We start from the raw sequence: 22248 nt of genomic DNA on the forward strand, positions 1-22248 counted from the left end.
AACCTAATCCTTACCCTGTCTCGAAGCTAGCCGAGCTTTACCAGAATTCGCCCAGTCTTGGAGGAATTGAATTTGGACTTGAGCGGTGACGGCGAGAGGGATCATTTGACTGGCTGACTCTAGAATATCATCAGTGGTGAAATCTCGGTTTTGACTGAAGCCGATGTGCATCGCTTCGATCAGAGTTTGTTCGATTTCGGCACCTGAAAAGTCCGGTGTTTCGTATGCCAAGCGATCGATGTCATACTGGGCGAGATTGTGGGGGCGTAGTTTGGTCAGATGGACGTTGAAAATAGCGCGACGTTCGGCTCTAGTCGGCAATCCGACAAAAAAGATCTCGTCAAATCTGCCCTTACGGAGCATTTCGGCGGGGAGTGAATCGATATTATTGGCAGTGGCGACGACGAAGACGGGCGAAGTTTTTTCGGTCAGCCAGGTAATAAATGTCCCAAAGACGCGACTAGATGTGCCCGCATCACCTTTGCCATCGATACCTGCAAAGGCTTTGTCAATCTCATCGATCCACAGCACGCAGGGAGAGAGAGCCTCTGCGAGTTGGATCATCTGTCTGGTGCGGGATTCAGACTCCCCTACCAAGCCCCCAAACAGGCGTCCGACATCCAGTCGGAGCAGGGGTAGATACCAGTGGTGGGAGATGGCTTTGGCGGTGAGTGATTTGCCAGTGCCCTGAATTCCGACCAGGAGTAGCCCTCTAGGGTAGGGCAGACCATATTGACGTGCTCGGTCGGAAAAGGAGCCACCACGGCGCAGCAGCCAGTCTTTGAGGTTGTCTAAACCCCCAATGTCCGTAATCTGTTCTTTGGCGGGATAGAAGTCGAGGATTTGGGTCTGGCGGATGGTTTGGCGTTTTTCGGAGAGTACCAATTCGACATCATCGGGACGAATTTCGCCATGAGTGGCGATCGCGCGAGCCAATACGCGGCGAATCCGATCGAGTGACAAGCCTTGACACGCGCGCACTAGGTCATCGAGTTGCTGGTTGCTCAGATGATTGCCAGTTGCCATGAGCAAGCGATCGATCTCAACTTTGATTTCGGTAGCGGTTGGGAGCGGAAATTCTAGTAAGACGATCGCTTCGCTCAGATCGCTGGGGATGGTAATCTGGGGCGAGAGGATGACGATATTTTTGGGTTCGGATTTGAGTTTGCGCGCTAGATTTCGCAGTTTGCGGGCGACCGAAATATCTTCGAGAAAGCGGTGATAGTCACGCATCACAAAGATCCCAGAGCTATCGGGGCTGAGTTTATCGACAAATTCTAGGGCTTGGAGAGGATTGCGCTTACCATAGCCATTGTCATTGGGATTGCCCTGATAACCATCGACAAAATCCCAGATATACACTGGGCGATTGCCTTGTTGATGGGCAACTTTGGAGATCGCGCTTTCGACGCGTTCTTCTTCGGTGGTGGGGATATAAATCAGGGGAGATCGCGCCCGTAAAAGTAGTTCAAATTCTGTACTAAATGCCATACTTGGTAGCCAATGACTTCGGATCTGGATTTCCCAGATGCGGCTCAATCTATCTGTTCATAGCTTAATACAATCTACACTCGACAAGCTGGGCACACAGCCTCTATTCCCACATTAATCGAACTGGATAGAGTGAAAATACCCAATCGGCACTGATAATTAAGAGATCTTCGACGATTGCTTGAGCAATAAGTAGTCTGTCAAACGGATCGCGATGATGGAGTGGTAGAGGAGAGACTCGCTTGAGATGTTCTAGTTTAATATCTAGTAGTTGAATTCCATTTGGATCTATTTGTCGATCGATAAAATCATCGAAAGGTACCTCAAGATTTAACTTGCCAATTCTGTACTTAATCGCTATTTCCCAAATGCTGACAATGCTGACAAAATTCTCATTGTCTTCGATCTCCGCTCTCAATTTTTCCGTAATTCGGTGATTTCCCATCACAAACCACAAAAAGGTATGCGTATCGAGCAATTGCCTCACTCCATATACTCCTTCATTTCTGCCAACGGCTCATCAAAATCGTCGGACATCCAAACTAGCCCCTTGGCACTACCAAATTTTGGACGAGGTTTGACTGATTCAATCGGTGTAAATTTAATTGCAGGTCGATCGCCGTTAAGCACAATTACTTCTTCACCATTGATGGCAGCTTGCATTAGCTCGTTCAGGTTAGCTGCGGCTTCTGTTACAGATACTTGCATAGTTTTAATCTCTAAATTCTGCTAGCGGCTCATCAAAGTCTTCCGACATCCATACCAGCCCTTTCGCACTACCAGCTTTAGCCGGACGACGTTTTCGCACTTCTAGGGACATAATTTTGGCAATGGGTAGATTGTCAACGAGCAAAATCACTTCTTCCCCATCGATCGCAGCTTCAACTAGATCGTTCAATATGTGATTAGCAATCGACTCCTCAATCGATCGCGCCCCTCATTGGGGTGGCTGTATTCTATCATTTTATTTGTGATACCACAAACCCAAGCCAAAGAATAAACCCACATCCTATTGACATCAATTACAATAACGTATCAACGAACTACTGCGGGTTTAGATGCAAAGTCCCGATGTTTTAAGATAAAACATCGGGATTGGTTATTGATACCATCCTCAATTAGCGTCTATAGTTCTTACCAAGAATTCTGCGCTTCTTCTAGCGATCGATAAACCTTCGGCTTAGGCGGCTCCTTTTTCGGATTGGGTGTAAGGACGATCGACAACTTGGTATCCTTGGTTTGGGCGGTGCAACCGATATTATGCTCGCCTTTGACTCCGATCTCGCAAAATCCTGTTACATCTTTAGGCTCTGAAATCACGCCTTTTGAGTTTAGAGCGGAATACGATCACGATCTAACGTTTGTAAATCCAACCTTTACCGACTCTAATATGACCTCGATCGGTAACGAACATTAGCCCGTTTTTTGGACTGAGGAAGCGAAAGTCGATTCTCCCTTGGAGAGGCTGCGCCAACGAGTCGTCAGGATACGATACCCCATCGGCTACAACGAGACGATCGCAATCATAGGAGGCAATTGGCTCCTTCCCAGTTGTCTCTACTACGCCCAAGCACGATCCTTGGTAGCTGGTTTGTCCAGCTAATACTTGCAGTGGTGCAAGCACGCTCGCTACTACAATCGCATTAACTAAACCCAAATTTATAACCATCTGTCATTGTTCCATTATCGACACCAGCCATGATATTATCGCGCCCGAATAAGGTAGCTAAATCTACCCACAATCTATCGTGGATCTCCCGGCGCTGCTGCTCTGGTACATCCTTACAGTACTCGATCGCATCTAGCCGCTTCAGTCCTGGATCGTAGTCCTCGATCGATCCTAGCAGGGTGTTGGGATTAGTGTCGGCGGCAACTAATCGTAGGTAATCCAAATTGCGATCGTAGTTTCGATCTTGGTGTGAGTCTTGGCTACAGATTTTAAAATCGCAAGGCTGTAAGTTTGTCGATCGGTAAGTATTTTGGCGAATATCTTTAGGCTGTAATGGCACTGGAGATATTTTTTTAGGTACAAATCGTAAACAAAGTCACCATTCTGACAGCGATAAGGTTATAGATGTGTATGGATTGCGATATGATCTGGTTTTATCACTGGATATATACTGAGATTTACGAAAAGAGGGATAAGCGGCTGTGATAAGAGTAGCGATTAATGGGTTTGGGCGGATCGGGCGGAATTTTATGCGGTGTTGGCTGGGCAGAGCTAATAGTCATATCGAAGTTGTCGGCATCAATGATACTTCCGATCCTCGCACCAACGCACACTTGCTCCGGTACGACACCATGTTGGGCAAGTTCGACGCCGAAATCAGTGCTGATGACAACACAATTACGGTCAATGGCAAGACGATCAAATGCGTATCCGATCGCAATCCTGACAATTTACCTTGGAAGGATTGGGAGATCGATCTGGTAATTGAGTCTACTGGGGTATTCATCAGTCATGCTGGTGCTTCCAGACATATCAAAGCTGGAGCCAAAAAGGTCTTGATTACCGCACCAGGCAAAGATGAAGACGGGACATTTGTCGTCGGCGTCAACGAAAAAGACTACGACCACAACAAACATTTCATCATTAGTAACGCTAGTTGTACTACCAACTGTCTAGCTCCCTTTGCCAAAGTCCTCAATGATAACTTTGGGATCGTCAAAGGCACGATGACAACTACCCACAGCTATACAGGCGACCAACGCCTCTTGGATGCTTCCCACCGCGACTTGCGACGGGCGCGGGCGGCGGCAATGAATATCGTCCCCACCTCCACTGGTGCTGCTAAAGCGGTAGCCTTGGTGTTGCCAGAACTCAAAGGTAAACTCAATGGGATTGCGCTGCGGGTACCGACACCGAATGTCTCCGTTGTCGATCTAGTCGTCAACGTTGAGAAGAAAACCTTCACCGAAGAAGTCAATGCGACCCTCAAGGCTGCCGCTGAAGGCTCCATGAAAGGGATTATGGACTTCTGTGAGCTACCCTTGGTTTCGAGTGATTTCAAGGGTACCGATGCCTCTTGTACGATCGATTCGAGTCTGACGATGGTGATGGGTGATGATATGGTCAAGGTCATTGCTTGGTACGACAATGAGTGGGGCTATAGTCAGCGGGTTGTCGATTTGGCCGAAATCGTCGGCGAGAAATGGGTCAAATAGGAGTTGATAGTTGATAGTTGCGGATGCAATCACGCGGAGGTTTCCTCCGCATGTGTTGCACCAAGCAGATAGTTGACAGCTCAAGAGAACTGTACCGATCGAATCGATCGACAACACTACTAAAAATTAATGCCTCATCACATTGTGGTGGGGCATTAATTTTGGTTGAATCGGTCAAGATGTTGCTCCGCCTAGGGCTTGAGCATACAATTGCTCGTGTAACTGGACGATCGATTCGAGAGCGTAGTCACCGATCCGTTCGTAACCTCGCTGACTCATCTGCGCTGCTGCTGCGGGTCGATCGAGGATTTCCGCCATTGCCGCTGCCAACCCAGCCACATCACTCACTTCCACCAACAAGCCACAACCGTCAGCTAGCAAGTCTTTGGTACCCCGAATGTTGGTACCGATCGTCGGCGTCTCCAGCGCGAGGGATTCCAGAATACTCCTAGGCAATCCTTCTTGTGCCGAAACCAGGATATTCGCACTAGCCGCTCGCATCAGGGTTGGAATATCTGGTCGATTGCCCAAAAAATGTACCCGCTCGGCAACACCCAACTGAGCAGCCAACTCCTGCATCTTTTCCAGCAATGGGCCGCTACCCGCACAAGCGAGATGTACCTCAGTGCGACCCAATTTGGCAAATGCCGCGATCGCATCAACATGGCGTTTGCGGGCGGTAAATTCGGCAACACAGAGCAGCACAGGATTGTCAGCACCGATCCCTAGTTCTTGACGTACCTGCATCACTGAAGACTCAGACACATTGTGACGATTGTAATAGATTAAGTCCACACCAATCCCCGGCATATAGCGATCGTGGTGAGGTGCGACTAAGTGATGCTGTTGTACTGCCTGTTTATCCTCATGATTGATTGTCACTAGATAGTCCGTCCAATTACCTGCCAATTTTTCCAAATTGATAAATACTTGATTTTTGAGCGGATTGCCGCCAGTATAAAAGTGAAAACCATGCGCTGTATAGACGATCTTCACTCCCAGGCGATCGCGTAAATCCCTAAGCGCATAGCGAGTTACAAAGGCGGCAACTGGTGTATGAACGTGGACGAGATCGTATCTTTCACGAGTGACGAGATCGCGAATCACTTGCGGAGCTGCCAATAAGTTGCGCGGATCGAGCGGGTTACGCGACCACTGCACCTCCCACACGCGATCGAATCCTTGCTGGCATTTGACATCGGTCGAAACTCCACAAGCCATCCCATCCACAAGCCATCCTTGCTCCCGAAAATGAGCGGCAAAAGGTAGCAGAAAACTCCGTAGGGTACTAGGAACCGTCGTCACCATCAAAATTTTAGTCATATCTTTTTCAAGCTAGCAAAGTATCGATCCGGATCGGAAAACATCAAAAATTAGTGATTATATTGACCGATCTCCAGTGCGATCTGTGCCAGAACCAATCTCATATTCACACGATCCGTTTAATCCTCATCAAATTGAAGACTATTGGCATTCTCTACGGACAACAATCAAAAGTAGCAAGCTGGTAAATACGTAGGTGTCGAGTATAGCAAGGAAGACTACAAAATCCATCAGGGAATTTACGTACGTGTAAGAGAGGGTCGAGAGTAGAGGGTGGAGGGTAGCCATCTGCTCCTTTCCCCTCTCTCCAGTCCTTAGAGCATTGCTTGGTGAAACACATGCACCAGGGTTCCTCCGCGTAATTTCATCCGCAGAACCTAAAACCTAAAGCCTAATTGCCCCACGTACGGATACCCCTAAATCGTTAGCACCAAGATTAGGTAATAATAAAAAGAATCGATATATAATGGCGTAGCTATGATACCTACCGTAATTGAACAATCTGGCAGAGGCGAACGTGCCTTTGATATTTATTCTCGACTGCTGCGCGATCGCATCGTCTTTTTGGGCGGTCAGGTAACTTCAGATATGGCGAATCTGATCGTGGCGCAACTGCTATTCTTGGAAGCAGAAGATCCCGAAAAAGATATCTACGTGTATATTAATTCCCCTGGCGGTTCGGTTTCGGCAGGGATGGGGATCTTTGATACGATGAACCAAATTCGTCCTGACGTCTCTACTGTCTGTATGGGATTTGCCGCGAGTATGGGTGCATTCTTGCTCAGTGCTGGTACCCCAGGCAAGCGGATGAGTTTGCCTAGTTCGCGGATCATGATTCACCAACCGTTGGGTGGGGCACAGGGACAAGCGACAGATATCGCGATCCAAGCTAAAGAAATTCTCTATATCAAGGGGACACTAAACGATCTGCTTGCCAAACATACGGGTCAACCATTGGAGAAAATCCAAGAAGATACCGATCGCGATTTCTATATGTCTGCTAATGAAGCCAAGGACTATGGTTTAATCGATACAGTGATCGATCGTCGCGTTAGTGCTACCAATCCTCCTCTAGCTCTAGTTCAGTAATCACTATTCTCTTCCCAGTGTCAACTTAGATATCTGGGGGAGTGAGTGGATGGTGGATCGAAATTGTCTATTGCTTGAGTAGGAAGTGAGTAGCTCAGAGTTTGAGGCTTACATTTGATACCTCAGTTTTAGACATTTAATAAAATTAATGGTAGGGGCAATTTGTAAATTGCTCCTACCATTAATTTTGTGTTCATCCACCATCCACCATCCACCACTCACCCACCATCCAAACCATGACACCCGAACACCAGAACACCCGCGCACATCTGCTCACCGAACAGGTAAATGTCAATAGTGCCAATCTCGATCGACTCAGTACCCTAGAGCTAGTAGACTTATTTAATCGGGAAGATGTACATACTATCAATGCGATCGCTGGTGCTAGAGCCGAATTGGCGATTGCGATCGATACAATTGCCGACTCACTGCGCCAAGGTGGACGATTGTTTTATATCGGTGCGGGTACCAGCGGGAGATTGGGCGTACTCGATGCAGCAGAGTGTCCGCCCACTTTTTGCACGCCGCCGGAGCTAGTGCAGGGGATTCTGGCGGGTGGTGTTGGGGCACTCATTAAGAGTTCGGAAGGCTTGGAAGATATCGCTAGCGATGGTGCCCAAGCCATGAGCGACAATCAGATCGGACAGCATGACGTAGTGGTGGGGATTACCGCAGGTGGGACGACGCCGTATGTACATGGGGCGATCGAGTGTGCCAAACAGCGGGGTGCCAAGACAATATTCATCGCTTGTGTGCCAGCAAATCAAGTCGCCAGCATCGCCGATATCGACATTAGGCTACCTGTAGGGGCAGAAATCTTATCGGGTTCTACACGGCTAAAATCGGGCACTGTGACGAAGATGGCTCTGAATATCCTCTCCACAGGGACGATGGTAAAATTGGGCAAGGTCTACGGCAATCGGATGGTAGATGTAGCGGTAACTAATACCAAGTTACTCGATCGCGCGTTGCAGATCGTCCAAGATTTGACGCAATTGGATCGGGAGGCGGCGAGTGAATTGCTCACTGCTAGCAATCGCTCTGTGAAAGTGGCTCTACTGATGCACTGGCAGCAAATCGATCGCGTCCAAGCTGAGGCTATATTAGCTAAAAATTACGGACAATTACGCGTGGCTGCCGATAATTTATAGTTGTCGTATTTCTCGAACGGTTGATGAATCCAGGGATTGTCAGGGAGATATTTTACGTAATATTCAGGTATATAATTCGAGCAAGCTTTGTACCAAATCACCGCTGTTTTTAACTCCTCGATCTCTGGATAGAGATCGCGCAGCCAGATCGTTGTCTGTTGGAGCGTGATACCAGAATCCACCAGATCGTCAACCACTAATACTCGACTACCCAACTTATCGCCAGTCATGGTCATCTGACTGCCGATCGCGAGTTTCCCGCGTTCTTGCTGGCGATCGCCACCATAAGAACTCGCTGCTAAAATTGCCAAAGGTCGATCGAAGATCCGCGACAGGATATCACCTGCGCGTAAACCACCTCTGGCTAGACACACCACGCGATCGAATTCCCATTCTGACTGCCAAATTTTTTCGGCTAATAACTCGATCGACTGATGATATTCATCCCAAGATATATTTAGATCGTACATACAAAAAGCTGTGAAAGTTAAAATCTTATGATGAATTATTCAGCGCAAAATTCTAAATAAATTATGAACCCGCTCGATTACTAGAATACTTTCCTCGTTTGTAAGGTGGGCACTGCCCACCAGTCAGGGTTCAGATACGATCGAGTCGATAAATAATTGTAGTGACCTATTTATTTAATAATAGGCGGTGTGCATATTGATAGCCGACCTATCTAATAATAACTGTCTTAAAAATAACTGGTGGGCAGTGCCTATCCTACAAATCTAATCGATCGAGAGATTCATGAATATTCGCCCAATTTAGAATCCCATTGCTGAAGCAACAGCCTCCATATTGGCGGCGATCCCTTGTTGGAAGGGATTGATCTTGTTGGCGATTGCTGTATCGGGATCTTTGAGTCCATTGCCAGTGAGGACACAGACTACTGTAGCGCGATCGGGTACGCGATCTTTGACCTTGAGCAAACCAGCGACTGAAGCTGCACTTGCAGGCTCGCAGAAGATCCCCTCTCGGCTCCCCAACCACCGATAAGCGGCGATGATTTCAGCATCGGTGACGGCATTAAATTCGCCCCCGCTCTGAGTTTTAGCGGCGATCGCTTTTTCCCAATTAGCCGGATTACCAATCCGGATTGCGGTTGCGAGGGTTTCAGGATTCTTGACACGGATGCCACTAACCAGCGGTGCCGAACCTGCGGCTTGGAAGCCCATCATTTTGGGCAGATGGCGACATTTGCCATGCTGCTGGTACTGATTGAATCCCATCCAATATGCCGTAATATTCCCGCCGTTACCAACTGGGATACACAACCAATCTGGCGCATCACCCAAGGCATCAACTAGCTCGAATGCTGCGGTTTTTTGACCTTCTAGCCGATAGGGATTGACCGAATTGACGAGCGTAATCGGATAATTATCCGCCATCTGTCGGACTATATCGAGCGCATCATCAAAGTTACCTTTTATCGCCAAGACTTCGGCACCATAAAGTAATGCTTGGGCTAATTTTCCCAACGCTACATAACCATCAGGAATCAACACATAGGCACGCATCCCCCCACGCACGGCATAAGCCGCTGCTGCTGCCGAAGTATTGCCCGTACTGGCACAAATTACCGCCTTGGCACCTGCTTCCTTGGCTTTAGTGATTGCCATCGTCATCCCACGATCTTTGAAGCTGCCAGTGGGATTGAGACCGTCATATTTGACATATACCTTTACACCACGACCGATTTCGGCGGCGATTGTGGGCACGGGGATCAATGGTGTGTTACCTTCATTCAGGGTAACTACTGGTGTCGTCGCACTCACGGGTAGATACGCTCGATAGGTCTCAATTAATCCCGGCCAACCACGGTTGGTATGAGTTGCGGAATTGACTTCAATTTGGGTATCTAAGCTCATGATGTGACTTTAAACCTGATTAAGAAACGATTAGCGACTCTCGATCGTGACGAAGAGCGCACACTCCCCGCTGATTCTACTATTGAAGCATAATTTCGGGCCGTTTAGGGGCTTAGGTTTTAGGTTTTAGGCTTTAGGCTTGAGGTTTTAGGCTTGAAGTTTTAGGCTTGAGGCTTGAGGTTTTAGGTTTGAGGATCGCCGATGTAGGGTGTGTTGGGCGTAAGCCGTAACGCACCAGTATCTGATAATGATTTAGGATCGCTATAGTCCACCATTTACGATCCACCATCCATCATCCATGCCCACAGTTCGCCAATTACTACAATTTAAACCCAATGGAAAACAAATCGTCGCGCTGACGGCGTGGGATTTTGCGATCGCTCAAATTTTGGATGAAGCTGGGGTGGATCTGATCCTCGTGGGTGACTCGCTGGCGATGGTGACGCTGGGATATGAAAATACCCTCCCACTGACGCTCGATGAGATCGTCCACCATGCCAAAGCTGTCAAGCGCGGTGTCAAAAACGCGCTGATCGTGGTCGATTTGCCGTTTCTGAGCTATCAAACGAGTATCGAGGTCGCAATCGCCTCCGCAGGTCGAATCCTCAAGGAGACGGGCGCGCAGGCGGTGAAGCTCGAAGGTGGTCATCCGGCAATGGTCGCCACGGTAGCCCGACTGGTGGAAATCGGCATTCCGGTGATGGGGCATATCGGCTTGACACCCCAATCGGTACATCAATTGGGCTATCGTCAACAGGGTCGGGAGCAGATCGATCGCGATCGGTTGATATTGTCCGCACTAGCCTTGGAATCAGCAGGAGCATTTGCGATCGTTTTAGAACACATCCCCGCTGATTTAGCCAAATCGATCTCTCACCAGCTCGCGATTCCGACGATCGGGATCGGTGCAGGAGCTGATTGTGACGGACAAATATTAGTTACTGCCGATCTATTGGGTTTAACTTCTCGTCAGCCACCTTTTGCTAAGGCTTATGTCGATCTGCGCGCAATTATCGCTCAAGCGGTCCAGGATTATAGTGCTGAGGTGAATGGGGGTAGAGGGTGAATGGGTGGATGGGTGGATGGTGGATGGTGGATGGTGGATGGTGGACTGGTTGTATTTCCCTTACCCTATACCCTTGTCTCCCTACACCTAAGACCTAAAACCTCAAGCCTAAAACTTCAAGCCTCAAGCCTAAAACCTAAAACCTCAAGCCTCAAGCCTAAAGCCTAATTAAAGATGCACAGATACGGGGATAAGTGGTTGAAGCGGGTTAAAAAAGAGCGCGTAATTGCGGTGATTCGATCGACCGAACTGCGAATTGGTGTAAAGATGGCGCAGGCGGTGGCGGCTGGCGGGATGAGATTGATTGAAATCACTGCCAATAGCGATCGACCGTGGGAATTAATTGAGTTACTACGGGCGGAACTACCGGATTGTGCGATCGGGGTGGGGACGGTATTGACGCTGGCTGATATCCGCAATGCGATCGCGTGTGGTGCCGAGTATGTCTTTACACCCCATGTCGAACTGAGTTTGATTGATGCTGCCATTACTGCCGCAATCCCGATCGTCCCTGGAGCCTTAACGCCAACTGAAATCATCACCGCATGGCAAGCTGGTGTAACGGCGGTGAAGGTATTCCCGATTCAAGCAGTAGGTGGGGTGAATTATCTACAAGTATTGCAGGGGCCGATCGGTCAGATCCCGCTGATTCCTACTGGCGGCGTGACGGTAACCAATGCCCCTGAATATTTGGCGGCTGGAGCGGTGGCGGTGGGATTGTCTGGCTCGTTGTTTCCACAGGGGGAAATCTGGGCGGAAGACTGGCAGAGTATCCGCCTGCGCGCTAGTAAGTTGGTGACCAGCATCCAAATCTCATAATTTAGATCAGATCGAAGCGGTAACAAATTACTGTAAATGTTGTCGAAATCGCCGTAATCGCGATCGCCATCGCCGGGTGTTGTCCTTGCGCGATCGCAAAGGTAGTGACAATACCAGCACCGAGTGTCGCAGGTAAGGCGACATCAAACAAGGAACGACCGGATTTACTTTTATACATATTTTTCAATTAGCGAGATCGCAATTTGATAAGCTGTGCTGCAAATATTCATAGCAGCTTATCACTCGCTTCCGGTGTTACTCATCAGTACTATGAGATTCTGAAATCAATGTTGATATTTAGATATAATTCTTCATCTCACGCTGGGATGACTGGCTCTAGATCTTCATCGCACAGATCGCCCAATTGCTCGGCAATCGCGCGATCGAGGTAGACTAAAATCATCGCTTGACCGTTATCAAGTGAGTAAAACTGTTTTCCATCTCGCTGCAAATCTTCCATCACATAGGAGATTGCCAGCATATCTGCCCAGTCGTCATTTGCTTCGATCTGCCAATGCTGTCTTTGCCCGTGCCGGGTATATTCCAACCAGCATTCTCCCGTGTCGAGGTCGATCGAGTCCGTAATATCTATAAGGTAATCTCGATCGCCTGTCAACAGACAAAGGTTCTGCACGATAGTCACATAGTCGCCAGTAGCGGCGATACATTCGGTGTCGAAATTCCAGACGCTGTTACAGATCCGCCGCCCCCAGGGTGCGCGCTGTACCTCACTCCCCAATGAGAATAGTAATAGCACGAATGGCTGTTCTTCAAGCTCCTGGCGATCGACAGTATCTAAGACATCCTCGATCGTGATATCAGGATTGAGGACTAGTCCTAATTGAGCTAATTTATCTAATTGTGCTGTTAGTTCCAACTTACATACCACCAGTTTTGGGAATATTCGTCACTACTATTTTCACACTATGGCACTTAAACAGTTGACAGTTGACAGTTAACCTTCTCTAAATTTAAATAGTAGAAACTGGGTAACTTGACGGCTACTAAAGTTATTATCACTGACTAAAAGTAGGGTTTTACTACCATCGACTAACCGCCCTCCCAATGCCATCCCTTCAAGATTATCGATGTAGATATCTAGTTGCTGGAGATCGAAAGCTAACTGTTTTTTAATTGGTTGAATCGTAGTATTGCCTATAAAACTTGCAATTTTGCTAGTATCGGTAGCACCTGCCATACTAGTTTGAAATAGCTTGACGCGGAAGCCAAATAAGCCGAAGGAACGTTCGAGCGTCAGAAAGTGACCACTGGTATCGATCGACTGGATCTCCGACAACCCATGCTCGATCGCCCCCAGCGGTGGCGGCTCTAATTGATAGAGGTGTTCGCTAATAATCTCGGCACGCTCGCTCAGGAGATAATGCAGCCAGCGATTTTTGGCACCAGGAATTTTGCCGTCCTTGCCGACTTTTGTCACTTCCTTGTCTTGTCTCAACGCTGACTCGGTGGCAGCAAATAGCCTCAGAGCCTCCCCACTGGCTGGTAGCGTGCCTGTCGGGCTGAGGGTCATCCCTTCAAACGCCAGATTGTTTTGGACGCCGCGTTTACCTTCTGTGTCTGGGAGATAGCGCGCTGGCATCGGCAATGCTTGTTTGACTTTACCAGTTTTGAGATCGAATTCGTCGATCGATGGGGGAATATCTTTATTGCGATCGCCCTCGCTAGCGATAAATACCGAGGATTGAGGCGTTAAGGCGATCCCTTCGGTATCGGTTTCACCTTGGGGATAGAGTTCCCCCCGCTCATTTTTGAGCAAAGTTACATCGGTAATATTTACCTTGTTGAGTTTTACCTGCGCTGGATTTTGGCGATCGAGATCGAGCTTGAGCGTATAAAATCTCGCTGGAGATCGATCGCTGCGATCGTCGGAGATCGCATAAAATTGGTCTAGTTTGCGATCGTATGTCAGTCCTGACAAGCCCCCAACGAGGGTATCTTTGACTTTAAAGTCGCTGGGAAGCTGATATGCACCGACATACTCGATCGCGAGTTTATTAAAAATGCGATTACTAGCTTCACTAGGCAGCTCTGCACTACAGGAACTGAGAAAGACGGCTATACCGAGCAAACACAATAACACACCACAGGATACAGTTCCAGCAAGAATCCAACTGCCAACTTTTTGGCGCGATCGGCGATCGACACTCGGACTTACAGGCTTGAATATTTTTGCCACAATAATATTACTACTAAGGAAATCAGTCCTTCTCAAAAAGTCTAATTATCATTTTTTTAGGGTCGATCTAGATTTTCAGCCCAAGTTATCGGTAATGAGAACTTACGTCGCCACCAACTGACCATCGAGGGTGCTTTAGATCGGATCTCCACCGCTATTGACATCTTGAGACTGAGATCGGAAATCAACTAGTTCCCCAACTTACTCGCTACTAGCGATCGAGGTTGAGTAAAATGTGTGGTAACTAGTTCTTTCATTGTAAGTGATTCATGTCTTCGACCTTAACCGTTCCGGCTCATGTCAGATTCGACCAAGCGATCGAGCTGACTCAAGCCTTTTTGCTCCAGCTCAAAAAATATGAATTAACCTCCAGTCAAATTCAGGAATTTGTCGCTAACTTGGTTCAAACAGCCAATGGTGCTAGAGGATTTTTTGTAACTTATCTCACTGCACCAGATCCGATCTGCGACGATCCTCAACCAGAAATCATCACGGCTCTGCACGCACATCCAGAAATTACCGCCGATTTACTAGTCAAGAACATTGCTATGTCTACCGCACAACAACTCTATCACCAGCGGCGTAACGATCTCGACATGGTTGCTTCCTCGGCAACTGTCGCCGCGCGTACGACTAAAATTATTCAGCAGTTAAACTTGTCCCAAATTCAAGATCTGTGCCGAGAATTGGTAAATACGATTGAGACGGGTAATGGCTCTTACCAAGAATTTCTGACTCGTTGGGGCTATGATGACGAGCAGAAACGTGCGATCTCGCAGGCAGTTTCATCGCTGGGAATTTAGATCGATCGCAGTCGCCAGTGCGGTTAAGACATTCTTGCCATTACGGCTAGATTCCCGACTTCTCTAAGAGGTCGGGGATCTGTTCTCACCGATTTGGTGCGTTACGCTCCGCTAACACACCCGACGATCGATCCGATCGACTCGGTAGCCTGGAATGACAAAAGAGGTCAAGAATGACCTCTTTTGTCTACATGTACTTAACTAGTATTTAAAGTAGTCCGGTACTAGCACCCTGTTTACCAGTGGCTAATTCAACTTTAATAATTTTGCCACCCATTTTCATGATTCGCTGTTGTTCGCGAAACCAATTATCATAGGGAACTAATTTAGTAAAATAAGTATTTTGGAGTTCGCGCTGAGTTCTGATCCGAGATTGGCTGGGAACGCAGGCGGTGACTTTGAACATCCGCATATTAATGGTTCTCCTATTTTTATACTTTAGATAAACTATACTAATTTTTGCACTTTTCGGTCGTTAGATGTCTAAATCTAAATGACGAGTGCAATTGAGTTTCGATCGGTAACTATGCTAAATACATCAAAATCTGGGAGTCAAAGGTCAATCCTAGATCGTCAAAACTCATCTTAGGTAGGCTAGATAAGCTGTTGAAGAGCTAACATTCACATCTGACTTCCCAGACTCGATTTCTATATCCTCGACAGGTTTTACTATCGTTCGACTAGCTCAAGCCAGAACAGATATAGTCTAGGTAAACACCCATTTCTTTACCAGCATCAGCACCAACTAAGCTAGCGGTGACTTCTTTGATGGCTTGGATAGCTTGAACGGTAGCAGCTACAGGTACTCCTAGGGAGTTGTAAGTTTCTTTCAAACCGTTGAGGACGCGCTCATCCAAGATCGAAGGGTCGCCAGCTAACATCGCGTAGGTAGCATAACGGAGGTAGTAGTCCAAGTCACGAATGCAAGCAGCATAACGACGAGTGGTGTACATGTTACCACCTGGACGGGTGATGTCTGAGTACAGTAGGGATTTGGCTACAGCTTCTTTGACGATGGTGGCGGCATTGGCACTGATCGTACCAGCAGCACGAACGCGGAGTTCGCCAGTACCGAAATAAGCTTTGAGCTTGTCTAGTGAAGTGGAGTCCAGGTATTTGCCTTGGACGTCAGATGAATTGATAACAGAAGTAATTGCGTCTTGCACGATCCTAAATTCCTTAACGAGTCTTTAGTTGCTGATTTTAAAATTCGGAGCTGATGATAGTCAACGATCGACTAGCTCATTGCGCCGATCAAGTAGTCAAAGTAAGCACCAGCTTCGGCTGCGTCTTCACCAGACATCATGGATGCTGCTGCATCCTTCATGGCACGAACACCACCAGCAACTGCATCGATGGGGGTTCCCAAAGATCTATACATCTCACGCACGCCTACGACACCGATTTCTTCGATCGGAGTGACATCGCCAGCGACTACACCGTAGGTGATCAGCCGGAGGTAGTAGTCCAAGTCACGCAAGCAAGTTGCAGTCATTTCTTCACCGTAAGCATTGCCACCGGGAGAGACAACATCAGGACGTTGTTGGAATAGTTTGTCGCCTGCACCTTTGACTAGACGCTCGCGCGAGTCAGTGAGGGTTTGAGCGATGCGGAGCCGACGTTCGCCAGAAGTGACGAAGTTCTTGATCCGATCTAATTCGCCTGGACTCAGGTAGCGAGCTTCAGCGTCTGCATTGACGATCGCTTTGGTGACGATACTCATTGTGGTTTACTCCAAAAAAGTTTGTTACCAGACTTACATTCGGCTACAAGCCTTTAGGTCTGAGGTTGATTACGGACACTTATATCATATATAAGTTGGTCGCGAATTAGGTACCTTCCGCAATTATTTTCCGGCATTATGAGTGGTTCCTGAGTAAAGTCGTAATAGTTTGTAACGATCGGGGATCGGTGAGTAGGTGTGAGATCGCGGTGTGGATGGACAGATCCAGTCGATCGCCCGATTTCAAAAAATTAGTCACTGTCGGCACGATCTAGCTGAGATAATGGACGTGAAACCATGCTCAGAACCGATGCCCAATCTTCCTTTCCTCATCCTTGATGTCTTTGCGACGAGCAAATATACAGGCAATCAACTCGCTGTGTGTCTGGATGCTGGAGACTTAACCGATGTGCAGATGCAGCAGATCGCCCGCGAAATCAATTTCTCAGAGACCACCTTTGTGACGAGTGCGGAGCCAGTAAATAACGGCTACAATACCCGCATTTTTACGCCGACGATCGAACTACCATTTGCCGGACATCCAACGATCGGGACGGCTTTTGCCATCCAGCAGGAGCTAGTTAAACTGCCGATCGAACGGGTCGCCCTCAATTATCAAGTCGGACAAATTCCGGTCGATTTTAACTACCTCAACGGCGCGCCAGATATCTTATGGATGCACCAACAGCAACCACAATTCTTCGATCCAGTACTTGCGGAGACTTTAGCCGCTGTCATTGGTGTAAAACCGACCGATATCGATGCGCGTTACCCGATCGAGCCTGTCTCGACTGGGTTACCATGTATAATCATGCCCCTCAAAACTCTCGCAGCGGTGAGTCAGGCAAAATTAAACCTAGACCTCTACGCACGAGCGGTTGCCGATTTACCCGCTCAAGCTATTCTCATCTTCTGCTCCGAAACAATCGATCCCAATCTTCAGTTACACGTTCGGGTCTTTACCGAATGGTATGGGATTCCGGAAGATCCGGCTACAGGTAGTGCGAATGGTTGTCTTGCCGCGTATCTGACCAGACATCAGTACTTCGGGAGTCCGGACATCGACATCGCCGTCGAACAGGGTATCGAACTGGGTAGAGCTTCAGTACTATATCTACGTAGTCAATATACAACCAACGCATGTACTGTCAGTGTTGGCGGCCGTGTCATCAAAATTGCTAGAGGTGAATTTCTGTTATAGAAATGCCCGATCTGGATCTCGCTAACTAGCGAAGATCCAACTGGTGGGCAGTGTCCACCCTACATTCTCCAGCCTAAAGCCTAAAACCTAAAACCTAAAGCCTAACTCCCCCCCTTTCCGAAATCTGAGAATTACGTTAAATTTAATTAAGATATGTTTTCAGAGATTTTAAAGCGCATAAGACAAACTGAATTAATAATTCTGAACTGATAACTGTCACTTCGTACCCAAAGGCAAACAATTTTATGAAGTTTTCGTGGAAACTAGCAGCACTGTGGACGATTCCAGTTCTGGTAATTGGCTTCTTTGTATGGCAGGGAGCATTTACACCTGTCACTGCCGAAGTCAGCAAAAATACAGCAAGCACTCGGATGACCTATGGTAGATTCCTAGAGTATCTTGACGCCGATCGGGTCAAAGCAGTCGATCTCTATGATGGCGGCAGAACGGCAATTGTCGAAGCGATCGATCCCGACCTGGAAAATCGGATGCAGCGACTACGCGTCGATCTGCCCACCAATTCACCAGAATTGATCGCCAAGCTCAGAGATTCCAATATCTCCTTCGACAGTCATCCTGCCCGCAACGACGGTGCAGTTTGGGGTTTCCTCGGTAACTTGGTATTCCCAGCATTATTGATTAGCGGCTTGTTCTTGCTGTTCCGCCGTTCCAACAATATGCCTGGTGGTCCCGGTCAAGCGATGAACTTTGGTAAGTCCAAAGCGAAGTTCCAAATGGATGCCAAGACTGGCGTAATGTTTGATGATGTCGCTGGGATTGCGGAAGCCAAAGAAGAATTACAAGAAGTTGTCACTTTCCTCAAACAGCCCGAACGCTTTACCGCCGTCGGTGCCAAGATTCCTAAGGGTGTCTTGTTAGTTGGTCCTCCAGGGACAGGTAAGACCTTACTAGCAAAAGCGATCGCGGGTGAAGCTGGCGTACCATTCTTTAGTATCTCCGGTTCGGAGTTCGTAGAAATGTTTGTCGGTGTGGGCGCATCCCGCGTCCGTGACTTGTTCAAGAAAGCCAAAGAAAACGCACCTTGCATCATCTTCATCGATGAAATCGATGCCGTCGGTCGTCAACGTGGGGCTGGTATCGGTGGTGGTAACGACGAACGCGAACAAACCCTCAACCAGATGCTCACTGAGATGGATGGTTTTGAAGGGAATACCGGAATTATCATCATCGCGGCGACCAACCGTCCTGATGTACTTGATTCCGCTCTTCTTCGTCCAGGTCGTTTCGATCGCCAAGTTCAAGTAGATCCACCTGATATCGCTGGTCGGATCGAGATCCTCGGCGTTCACTCCCGCAACAAAAAGCTGGGTGCAGATATTTCACTCGATGCGATCGCGCGGCGGACTCCTGGTTTTACAGGTGCTGACCTCGCCAACTTACTCAACGAAGCTGCCATCCTGACCGCCCGTCGTCGCAAAGATGCGATTACCAACCTCGAAATCGACGATGCAGTCGATCGCGTCGTCGCTGGGATGGAAGGTACGCCGCTCGTCGATGGTAAGAGCAAGCGTCTGATCGCTTATCACGAAGTCGGACACGCGATCATTGCGACACTCATTCCCGCTCACGACCCACTCCAGAAGGTCACATTGATTCCACGCGGACAAGCTCAAGGTTTGACCTGGTTTACGCCATCTGAAGATCAATCTCTGATCTCACGTACTCAACTCCGCGCGCGGATCTGTGGTGCTTTGGGTGGACGTGCAGCCGAAGAAGTCATCTTCGGCGATTCTGAAGTCACAACTGGTGCGGGTGGAGACTTGCAACAAGTGACCTCAATGGCACGGCAAATGGTCACTCGGTTTGGGATGTCCAAACTCGGCCCCTTGTCCCTAGAGAGTCAGTCTGGCGAAGTCTTCCTCGGTGGTAACTGGGGTGCGCGCTCTGAATACTCCGACGAAGTTGCCGCTCAAATCGACCAACAGGTGCGTGAGATCGTGGCTGAGTGCCATCAAGAATCACTGAAAATCATGCGCGAAAATCGTGCGGTAGTCGATCGCTTGGTCGATCTTCTGATTGAAAAAGAAACGATCGATGGTGAAGAATTCCGTCAAATCGTTGCTGAGTACACAGTGGTACCTGAGAAGCCTCAGTTTGCACCGATGCTCTAGATCTAGCTGAATTGAGACTCAGATCGAAAAAGCCCTGCTATCAATTAGCAGGGCTTTTTAAGTCAAACGTCACCCCTCAACCAAAATACGCTGGAACTGTTCGTCCCCTAGATCGATCGCTGTCGCCCCTGTCACCTGCTCCTCAAAATCCCTGTAGCGATCGAATATTTACGCTTTTAAGTAATGAATAATCCTTTCATAAAACAGCAAGAAAAATACAATAAAATAGTTAGCTTAGAAGCTGCGATCGAGAGCAGTCCAGATTCCAGAGAACTTAAAAGAGCGATCGCTGTAAAAAAGTTTAGAGATTACTTGTACTCTGTTTGCTCCAAATGCACCTCAACTGCTTGGGTCGGTTGCATGGTCGGGTCTCCCGATTGGTGACAAGTTAAGAAAAACCGAGGTTTGTCAAGGAGAGAAAGAAAAGATGTCAAACTCAGACCAGCAGAGAGTTAGAACCAAGTTTGACACATGCCTAAAAAGCGGACAACAAATCGTGACCACGCGAAGCGACAACAACGTCCGATGATGGAAGAGGAGGTGATAGCAGCACAATTAGAAGAGCTAGTTACACCAGCAGTACTAGCACAAGAGAAATACTATCGCCAACTCGGAATGAGAGATAGAATCTTGAATCTGCCGCTGATGGTAGCAGCAGTGCTGAGACTAATTTGGCGAGATGTAGCTGGAGTCAGAGAACTGAGCAGAATACTTGCCAGAGAAGGATTTCTATGGTGCGAACCAACGCAAGTCAGCCAACAAGGATTATCACAACGATTTCTGACATTTCCCGCCGAGATATTTGAGGGAGTATTCAAAGGATTACTGCCAGAATTTGAGCGAAAATGGCACAGCCGCAAGCAAAGACCACTCCCAGAAAGCATTCAATTTGCCCAAACTAAATTTGCCAGAATTTGGGCTGGTGACGGCTCAACATTAGAAGCAATATTCAAGAAATTAGACAGTCTGGCAGAGGTGCCAAAAAATCAATTAGCTGGAAAAATCGGAGTAGTAATCGATCTGGTAACTCGATTACCAGTAGAAATTTGGTTTCAAGAGAAAGCGACAGCTAGTGACATGAAGTTTGAGTCGGATATTTTGAAGCTAGTTAAGCCCCAGACATTGATATTACTAGACCGAGGTTTCTGTCATTATCAGTTTTGGCAACAACTAATCGAAAAGAATGTTCATTTAATTACTCGGCTAAATAACAAAGCATCATTGACCGTCGAGAGAGTATTCACGAATAGTTACAGCATCCGCGACCGGACTGTCAAAATGGGTGCTGGCAATAAAACAACGCCCTGTATTACAATGAGATTGGTGGAAATAAGAGTGGGTAAAACTTGGTATTCTTACGCGACGTTTTCGGGGGAAGCTTCCCCCGAAAAGCTCGCTTATCTAACCAGTGTGCTTGACCCACTGATTTTACCTCCTTATGTAGTCGCCGATTTATATGGCAGAAGGTGGCGAATCGAGGAGGCATTTAATACGGTTAAACGCTTGTTAGGATTGAGTTATATCTGGACGGGTTCACTCAATGGTATTAAATTACAACTCTGGGGGACTTGGCTATTTTATGCTGTGTTGGTAGATCTAGGTGATGCTGTTGCTTCGGAGGTATCTCTTCCGTTCGACCGGATTTCTTTAGAAATGATCTATCGTGGTCTTTATCATTTCTATGTCGCTCATCATAAGGGTTTAGCTACTGACCCTGTTAAATATTTTGCAGCTCCCAAGAATCGAGATTTGGGTGTTGTTAAATCTATCCGAAAACCATTCAAGAAATTGATTATTCACCCCTTCCCCGACCGAGCGACCAGGGAAGGGTCATTTTTCTTTGAGCCGTCCGCTCAAACCTGCTTGACAACTGCGCTTTAACCTTAACTTGTCACCAATCGGGTCACCCGACCGCACCGACTCCGCAAAATCCGGTAGAAGATGCTTGGTTGCAAGGGAAGAACTTCTTGAGAAAATACTGGTACTTATGCAAGTCCTTTTGGGCTATCAAAAAGCTGTTTGAGTTGTTTTATGACTCTTTAAGATTTGATTTTCCCAAAATTCACAAGTATGGCAACCGCCAAGGCGGTTAGGACAGCACAGCGATTAAAATCGCCGCTAGTGCTGCAAAGTCCGCCTGTCTTGATGCGCTAAACCCTCGGCAAAGCCGAGGAGCGCGCATCGCTACGCGGACTGAGATCTAGAGTGTCTTAA

General features: G+C 47.8%; 25 protein-coding genes. 9 read left to right on the forward strand and 16 right to left on the reverse strand.

Going from position 1 to position 22248, the window contains the following annotated elements; translation table 11 throughout:
- Positions 1-3: 3 nt before the first annotated feature.
- The 7 genes from ACEW9I_RS14830 to ACEW9I_RS14860 all read right to left on the reverse strand — a co-directional run bounded on the left by ACEW9I_RS14830 (position 4) and on the right by ACEW9I_RS14860 (position 3500).
- On the reverse strand, positions 4-1491 hold the full coding sequence (locus tag ACEW9I_RS14830) for an AAA family ATPase (protein WP_373541102.1): 1488 nt from the start codon (positions 1489-1491) through the stop codon (positions 4-6).
- Between the two features lie 103 nt (positions 1492-1594).
- Positions 1595-1978, reverse strand: a complete 384-nt coding sequence (locus tag ACEW9I_RS14835; RefSeq protein WP_373541103.1) for a type II toxin-antitoxin system VapC family toxin — start codon at positions 1976-1978, stop codon at positions 1595-1597.
- On the reverse strand, positions 1975-2199 hold the full coding sequence (locus ACEW9I_RS14840) for a type II toxin-antitoxin system Phd/YefM family antitoxin (RefSeq protein WP_373541104.1): 225 nt from the start codon (positions 2197-2199) through the stop codon (positions 1975-1977). The genes ACEW9I_RS14835 and ACEW9I_RS14840 overlap by 4 nt, the downstream gene beginning before the upstream one ends.
- A 4-nt stretch (positions 2200-2203) precedes the next feature.
- Positions 2204-2389, reverse strand: a complete 186-nt coding sequence (locus ACEW9I_RS14845) for a type II toxin-antitoxin system Phd/YefM family antitoxin (protein WP_373541105.1) — start codon at positions 2387-2389, stop codon at positions 2204-2206.
- Between the two features lie 236 nt (positions 2390-2625).
- Entirely contained in the window at positions 2626-2811 is a 186-nt protein-coding gene (locus tag ACEW9I_RS14850; protein ID WP_373541106.1) for a hypothetical protein, read from the reverse strand.
- Between the two features lie 34 nt (positions 2812-2845).
- Complete coding sequence (locus tag ACEW9I_RS14855) at positions 2846-3160, reverse strand: hypothetical protein (RefSeq protein ID WP_373541107.1); 315 nt, start codon at positions 3158-3160, stop codon at positions 2846-2848.
- Complete coding sequence (locus tag ACEW9I_RS14860) at positions 3135-3500, reverse strand: hypothetical protein (RefSeq protein WP_373541108.1); 366 nt, start codon at positions 3498-3500, stop codon at positions 3135-3137. The genes ACEW9I_RS14855 and ACEW9I_RS14860 overlap by 26 nt, the downstream gene beginning before the upstream one ends.
- Positions 3501-3642: 142 nt before the next feature.
- Between ACEW9I_RS14860 and ACEW9I_RS14865 the strand changes: the two genes are divergently transcribed.
- A complete protein-coding gene (locus tag ACEW9I_RS14865) occupies positions 3643-4656 on the forward strand; it encodes a type I glyceraldehyde-3-phosphate dehydrogenase (RefSeq protein WP_373541109.1) in 1014 nt (337 codons plus the stop codon).
- Between the two features lie 174 nt (positions 4657-4830).
- Here the strand turns inward: ACEW9I_RS14865 and ACEW9I_RS14870 are convergent, their stop codons facing one another.
- Complete coding sequence (locus ACEW9I_RS14870) at positions 4831-5979, reverse strand: glycosyltransferase family 4 protein (protein WP_373541110.1); 1149 nt, start codon at positions 5977-5979, stop codon at positions 4831-4833.
- A 477-nt stretch (positions 5980-6456) separates the two neighbouring features.
- Here ACEW9I_RS14870 and clpP point away from each other — a divergent pair, with 477 nt between their 5' ends.
- Entirely contained in the window at positions 6457-7068 is a 612-nt protein-coding gene (gene clpP, locus ACEW9I_RS14875) for an ATP-dependent Clp endopeptidase proteolytic subunit ClpP (protein WP_373541111.1), read from the forward strand.
- A 236-nt stretch (positions 7069-7304) separates the two neighbouring features.
- On the forward strand, positions 7305-8219 hold the full coding sequence (gene murQ, locus ACEW9I_RS14880) for an N-acetylmuramic acid 6-phosphate etherase (RefSeq protein WP_373541112.1): 915 nt from the start codon (positions 7305-7307) through the stop codon (positions 8217-8219).
- Here murQ and ACEW9I_RS14885 read toward each other — a convergent pair.
- Both ACEW9I_RS14885 and thrC read right to left on the reverse strand, forming a co-directional pair.
- Complete coding sequence (locus ACEW9I_RS14885) at positions 8183-8689, reverse strand: phosphoribosyltransferase (RefSeq protein WP_373541113.1); 507 nt, start codon at positions 8687-8689, stop codon at positions 8183-8185. The genes murQ and ACEW9I_RS14885 overlap by 37 nt on opposite strands.
- Positions 8690-8989: 300 nt before the next feature.
- Entirely contained in the window at positions 8990-10093 is a 1104-nt protein-coding gene (gene thrC / locus ACEW9I_RS14890; RefSeq protein WP_373541114.1) for a threonine synthase, read from the reverse strand.
- 298 nt (positions 10094-10391) lie between these two features.
- Between thrC and panB the strand changes: the two genes are divergently transcribed.
- Complete coding sequence (gene panB / locus ACEW9I_RS14895) at positions 10392-11159, forward strand: 3-methyl-2-oxobutanoate hydroxymethyltransferase (protein ID WP_373541115.1); 768 nt, start codon at positions 10392-10394, stop codon at positions 11157-11159.
- A gap of 174 nt (positions 11160-11333) precedes the next feature.
- Positions 11334-11978 (forward strand): bifunctional 4-hydroxy-2-oxoglutarate aldolase/2-dehydro-3-deoxy-phosphogluconate aldolase, encoded by a 645-nt coding sequence (locus ACEW9I_RS14900; RefSeq protein WP_373541116.1) that lies wholly within the window; start codon positions 11334-11336, stop codon positions 11976-11978.
- Position 11979: 1 nt separating this feature from the next.
- Here the strand turns inward: ACEW9I_RS14900 and ACEW9I_RS14905 are convergent, their stop codons facing one another.
- From ACEW9I_RS14905 to ACEW9I_RS14915, 3 genes are all read right to left on the reverse strand, one after another.
- Positions 11980-12156 carry a hypothetical protein gene (locus ACEW9I_RS14905; protein ID WP_373541117.1) on the reverse strand — a complete coding sequence of 59 codons (177 nt, stop codon included), beginning with the start codon at positions 12154-12156 and terminating at the stop codon, positions 11980-11982.
- A gap of 138 nt (positions 12157-12294) precedes the next feature.
- On the reverse strand, positions 12295-12855 hold the full coding sequence (locus tag ACEW9I_RS14910; protein ID WP_373541118.1) for a hypothetical protein: 561 nt from the start codon (positions 12853-12855) through the stop codon (positions 12295-12297).
- 78 nt (positions 12856-12933) lie between these two features.
- Positions 12934-14175 carry an esterase-like activity of phytase family protein gene (locus ACEW9I_RS14915; RefSeq protein WP_373541119.1) on the reverse strand — a complete coding sequence of 414 codons (1242 nt, stop codon included), beginning with the start codon at positions 14173-14175 and terminating at the stop codon, positions 12934-12936.
- Positions 14176-14444: 269 nt separating this feature from the next.
- Here ACEW9I_RS14915 and ACEW9I_RS14920 point away from each other — a divergent pair, with 269 nt between their 5' ends.
- Complete coding sequence (locus tag ACEW9I_RS14920; RefSeq protein WP_373541120.1) at positions 14445-14978, forward strand: hypothetical protein; 534 nt, start codon at positions 14445-14447, stop codon at positions 14976-14978.
- Positions 14979-15186: 208 nt separating this feature from the next.
- On the opposite strand, the gene ACEW9I_RS14925 is transcribed toward ACEW9I_RS14920, so the two are convergent.
- The 3 genes from ACEW9I_RS14925 to apcA form a co-directional block, all read right to left on the reverse strand.
- A complete protein-coding gene (locus tag ACEW9I_RS14925) occupies positions 15187-15390 on the reverse strand; it encodes a phycobilisome linker polypeptide (protein ID WP_373541121.1) in 204 nt (67 codons plus the stop codon).
- A gap of 268 nt (positions 15391-15658) precedes the next feature.
- On the reverse strand, positions 15659-16144 hold the full coding sequence (apcB, locus tag ACEW9I_RS14930) for an allophycocyanin subunit beta (RefSeq protein ID WP_373541122.1): 486 nt from the start codon (positions 16142-16144) through the stop codon (positions 15659-15661).
- A gap of 71 nt (positions 16145-16215) precedes the next feature.
- Positions 16216-16701, reverse strand: coding sequence for an allophycocyanin subunit alpha (gene apcA / locus ACEW9I_RS14935; protein ID WP_295621512.1), 486 nt, complete (start codon positions 16699-16701; stop codon positions 16216-16218).
- 289 nt (positions 16702-16990) lie between these two features.
- Here apcA and ACEW9I_RS14940 point away from each other — a divergent pair, with 289 nt between their 5' ends.
- The 3 genes from ACEW9I_RS14940 (at position 16991) to ACEW9I_RS14950 (ending at position 21915) form a co-directional block, all read left to right on the forward strand.
- Positions 16991-17902: a PhzF family phenazine biosynthesis protein gene (locus tag ACEW9I_RS14940; RefSeq protein ID WP_373541123.1), complete on the forward strand. Its 912-nt coding sequence runs from the start codon at positions 16991-16993 to the stop codon at positions 17900-17902.
- A 245-nt stretch (positions 17903-18147) separates the two neighbouring features.
- Positions 18148-20034, forward strand: a complete 1887-nt coding sequence (gene ftsH2, locus ACEW9I_RS14945; RefSeq protein WP_373541124.1) for an ATP-dependent zinc metalloprotease FtsH2 — start codon at positions 18148-18150, stop codon at positions 20032-20034.
- 525 nt (positions 20035-20559) lie between these two features.
- Positions 20560-21915, forward strand: a complete 1356-nt coding sequence (locus ACEW9I_RS14950) for an IS4 family transposase (protein WP_373541127.1) — start codon at positions 20560-20562, stop codon at positions 21913-21915.
- The last annotated feature ends 333 nt before the right edge of the window (positions 21916-22248 follow it).

The organism is Chamaesiphon sp., assembly GCF_041738855.1.
Lineage (GTDB): Bacteria > Cyanobacteriota > Cyanobacteriia > Cyanobacteriales > Chamaesiphonaceae > Chamaesiphon.

Excerpts from the sequence above, each read along its gene's own strand:
- ACEW9I_RS14830 (WP_373541102.1), bottom strand. The coding sequence starts at position 1,491 with ATGGCATTTAGTACAGAATTTGAACTACTTTTACGGGCGCGATCTCCC.
- ACEW9I_RS14840 (WP_373541104.1), bottom strand. The coding sequence starts at position 2,199 with ATGCAAGTATCTGTAACAGAAGCCGCAGCTAACCTGAACGAGCTAATG.
- ACEW9I_RS14855 (WP_373541107.1), bottom strand. The coding sequence starts at position 3,160 with ATGGTTATAAATTTGGGTTTAGTTAATGCGATTGTAGTAGCGAGCGTG.
- ACEW9I_RS14870 (WP_373541110.1), bottom strand. The coding sequence starts at position 5,979 with ATGACTAAAATTTTGATGGTGACGACGGTTCCTAGTACCCTACGGAGT.
- clpP (WP_373541111.1), top strand. The coding sequence starts at position 6,457 with ATGATACCTACCGTAATTGAACAATCTGGCAGAGGCGAACGTGCCTTT.
- murQ (WP_373541112.1), top strand. The coding sequence starts at position 7,305 with ATGACACCCGAACACCAGAACACCCGCGCACATCTGCTCACCGAACAG.
- ACEW9I_RS14885 (WP_373541113.1), bottom strand. The coding sequence starts at position 8,689 with ATGTACGATCTAAATATATCTTGGGATGAATATCATCAGTCGATCGAG.
- thrC (WP_373541114.1), bottom strand. The coding sequence starts at position 10,093 with ATGAGCTTAGATACCCAAATTGAAGTCAATTCCGCAACTCATACCAAC.
- panB (WP_373541115.1), top strand. The coding sequence starts at position 10,392 with ATGCCCACAGTTCGCCAATTACTACAATTTAAACCCAATGGAAAACAA.
- ACEW9I_RS14900 (WP_373541116.1), top strand. The coding sequence starts at position 11,334 with ATGCACAGATACGGGGATAAGTGGTTGAAGCGGGTTAAAAAAGAGCGC.
- ACEW9I_RS14905 (WP_373541117.1), bottom strand. The coding sequence starts at position 12,156 with ATGTATAAAAGTAAATCCGGTCGTTCCTTGTTTGATGTCGCCTTACCT.
- ACEW9I_RS14920 (WP_373541120.1), top strand. The coding sequence starts at position 14,445 with ATGTCTTCGACCTTAACCGTTCCGGCTCATGTCAGATTCGACCAAGCG.
- ACEW9I_RS14925 (WP_373541121.1), bottom strand. The coding sequence starts at position 15,390 with ATGCGGATGTTCAAAGTCACCGCCTGCGTTCCCAGCCAATCTCGGATC.
- apcA (WP_295621512.1), bottom strand. The coding sequence starts at position 16,701 with ATGAGTATCGTCACCAAAGCGATCGTCAATGCAGACGCTGAAGCTCGC.
- ftsH2 (WP_373541124.1), top strand. The coding sequence starts at position 18,148 with ATGAAGTTTTCGTGGAAACTAGCAGCACTGTGGACGATTCCAGTTCTG.
- ACEW9I_RS14950 (WP_373541127.1), top strand. The coding sequence starts at position 20,560 with ATGATGGAAGAGGAGGTGATAGCAGCACAATTAGAAGAGCTAGTTACA.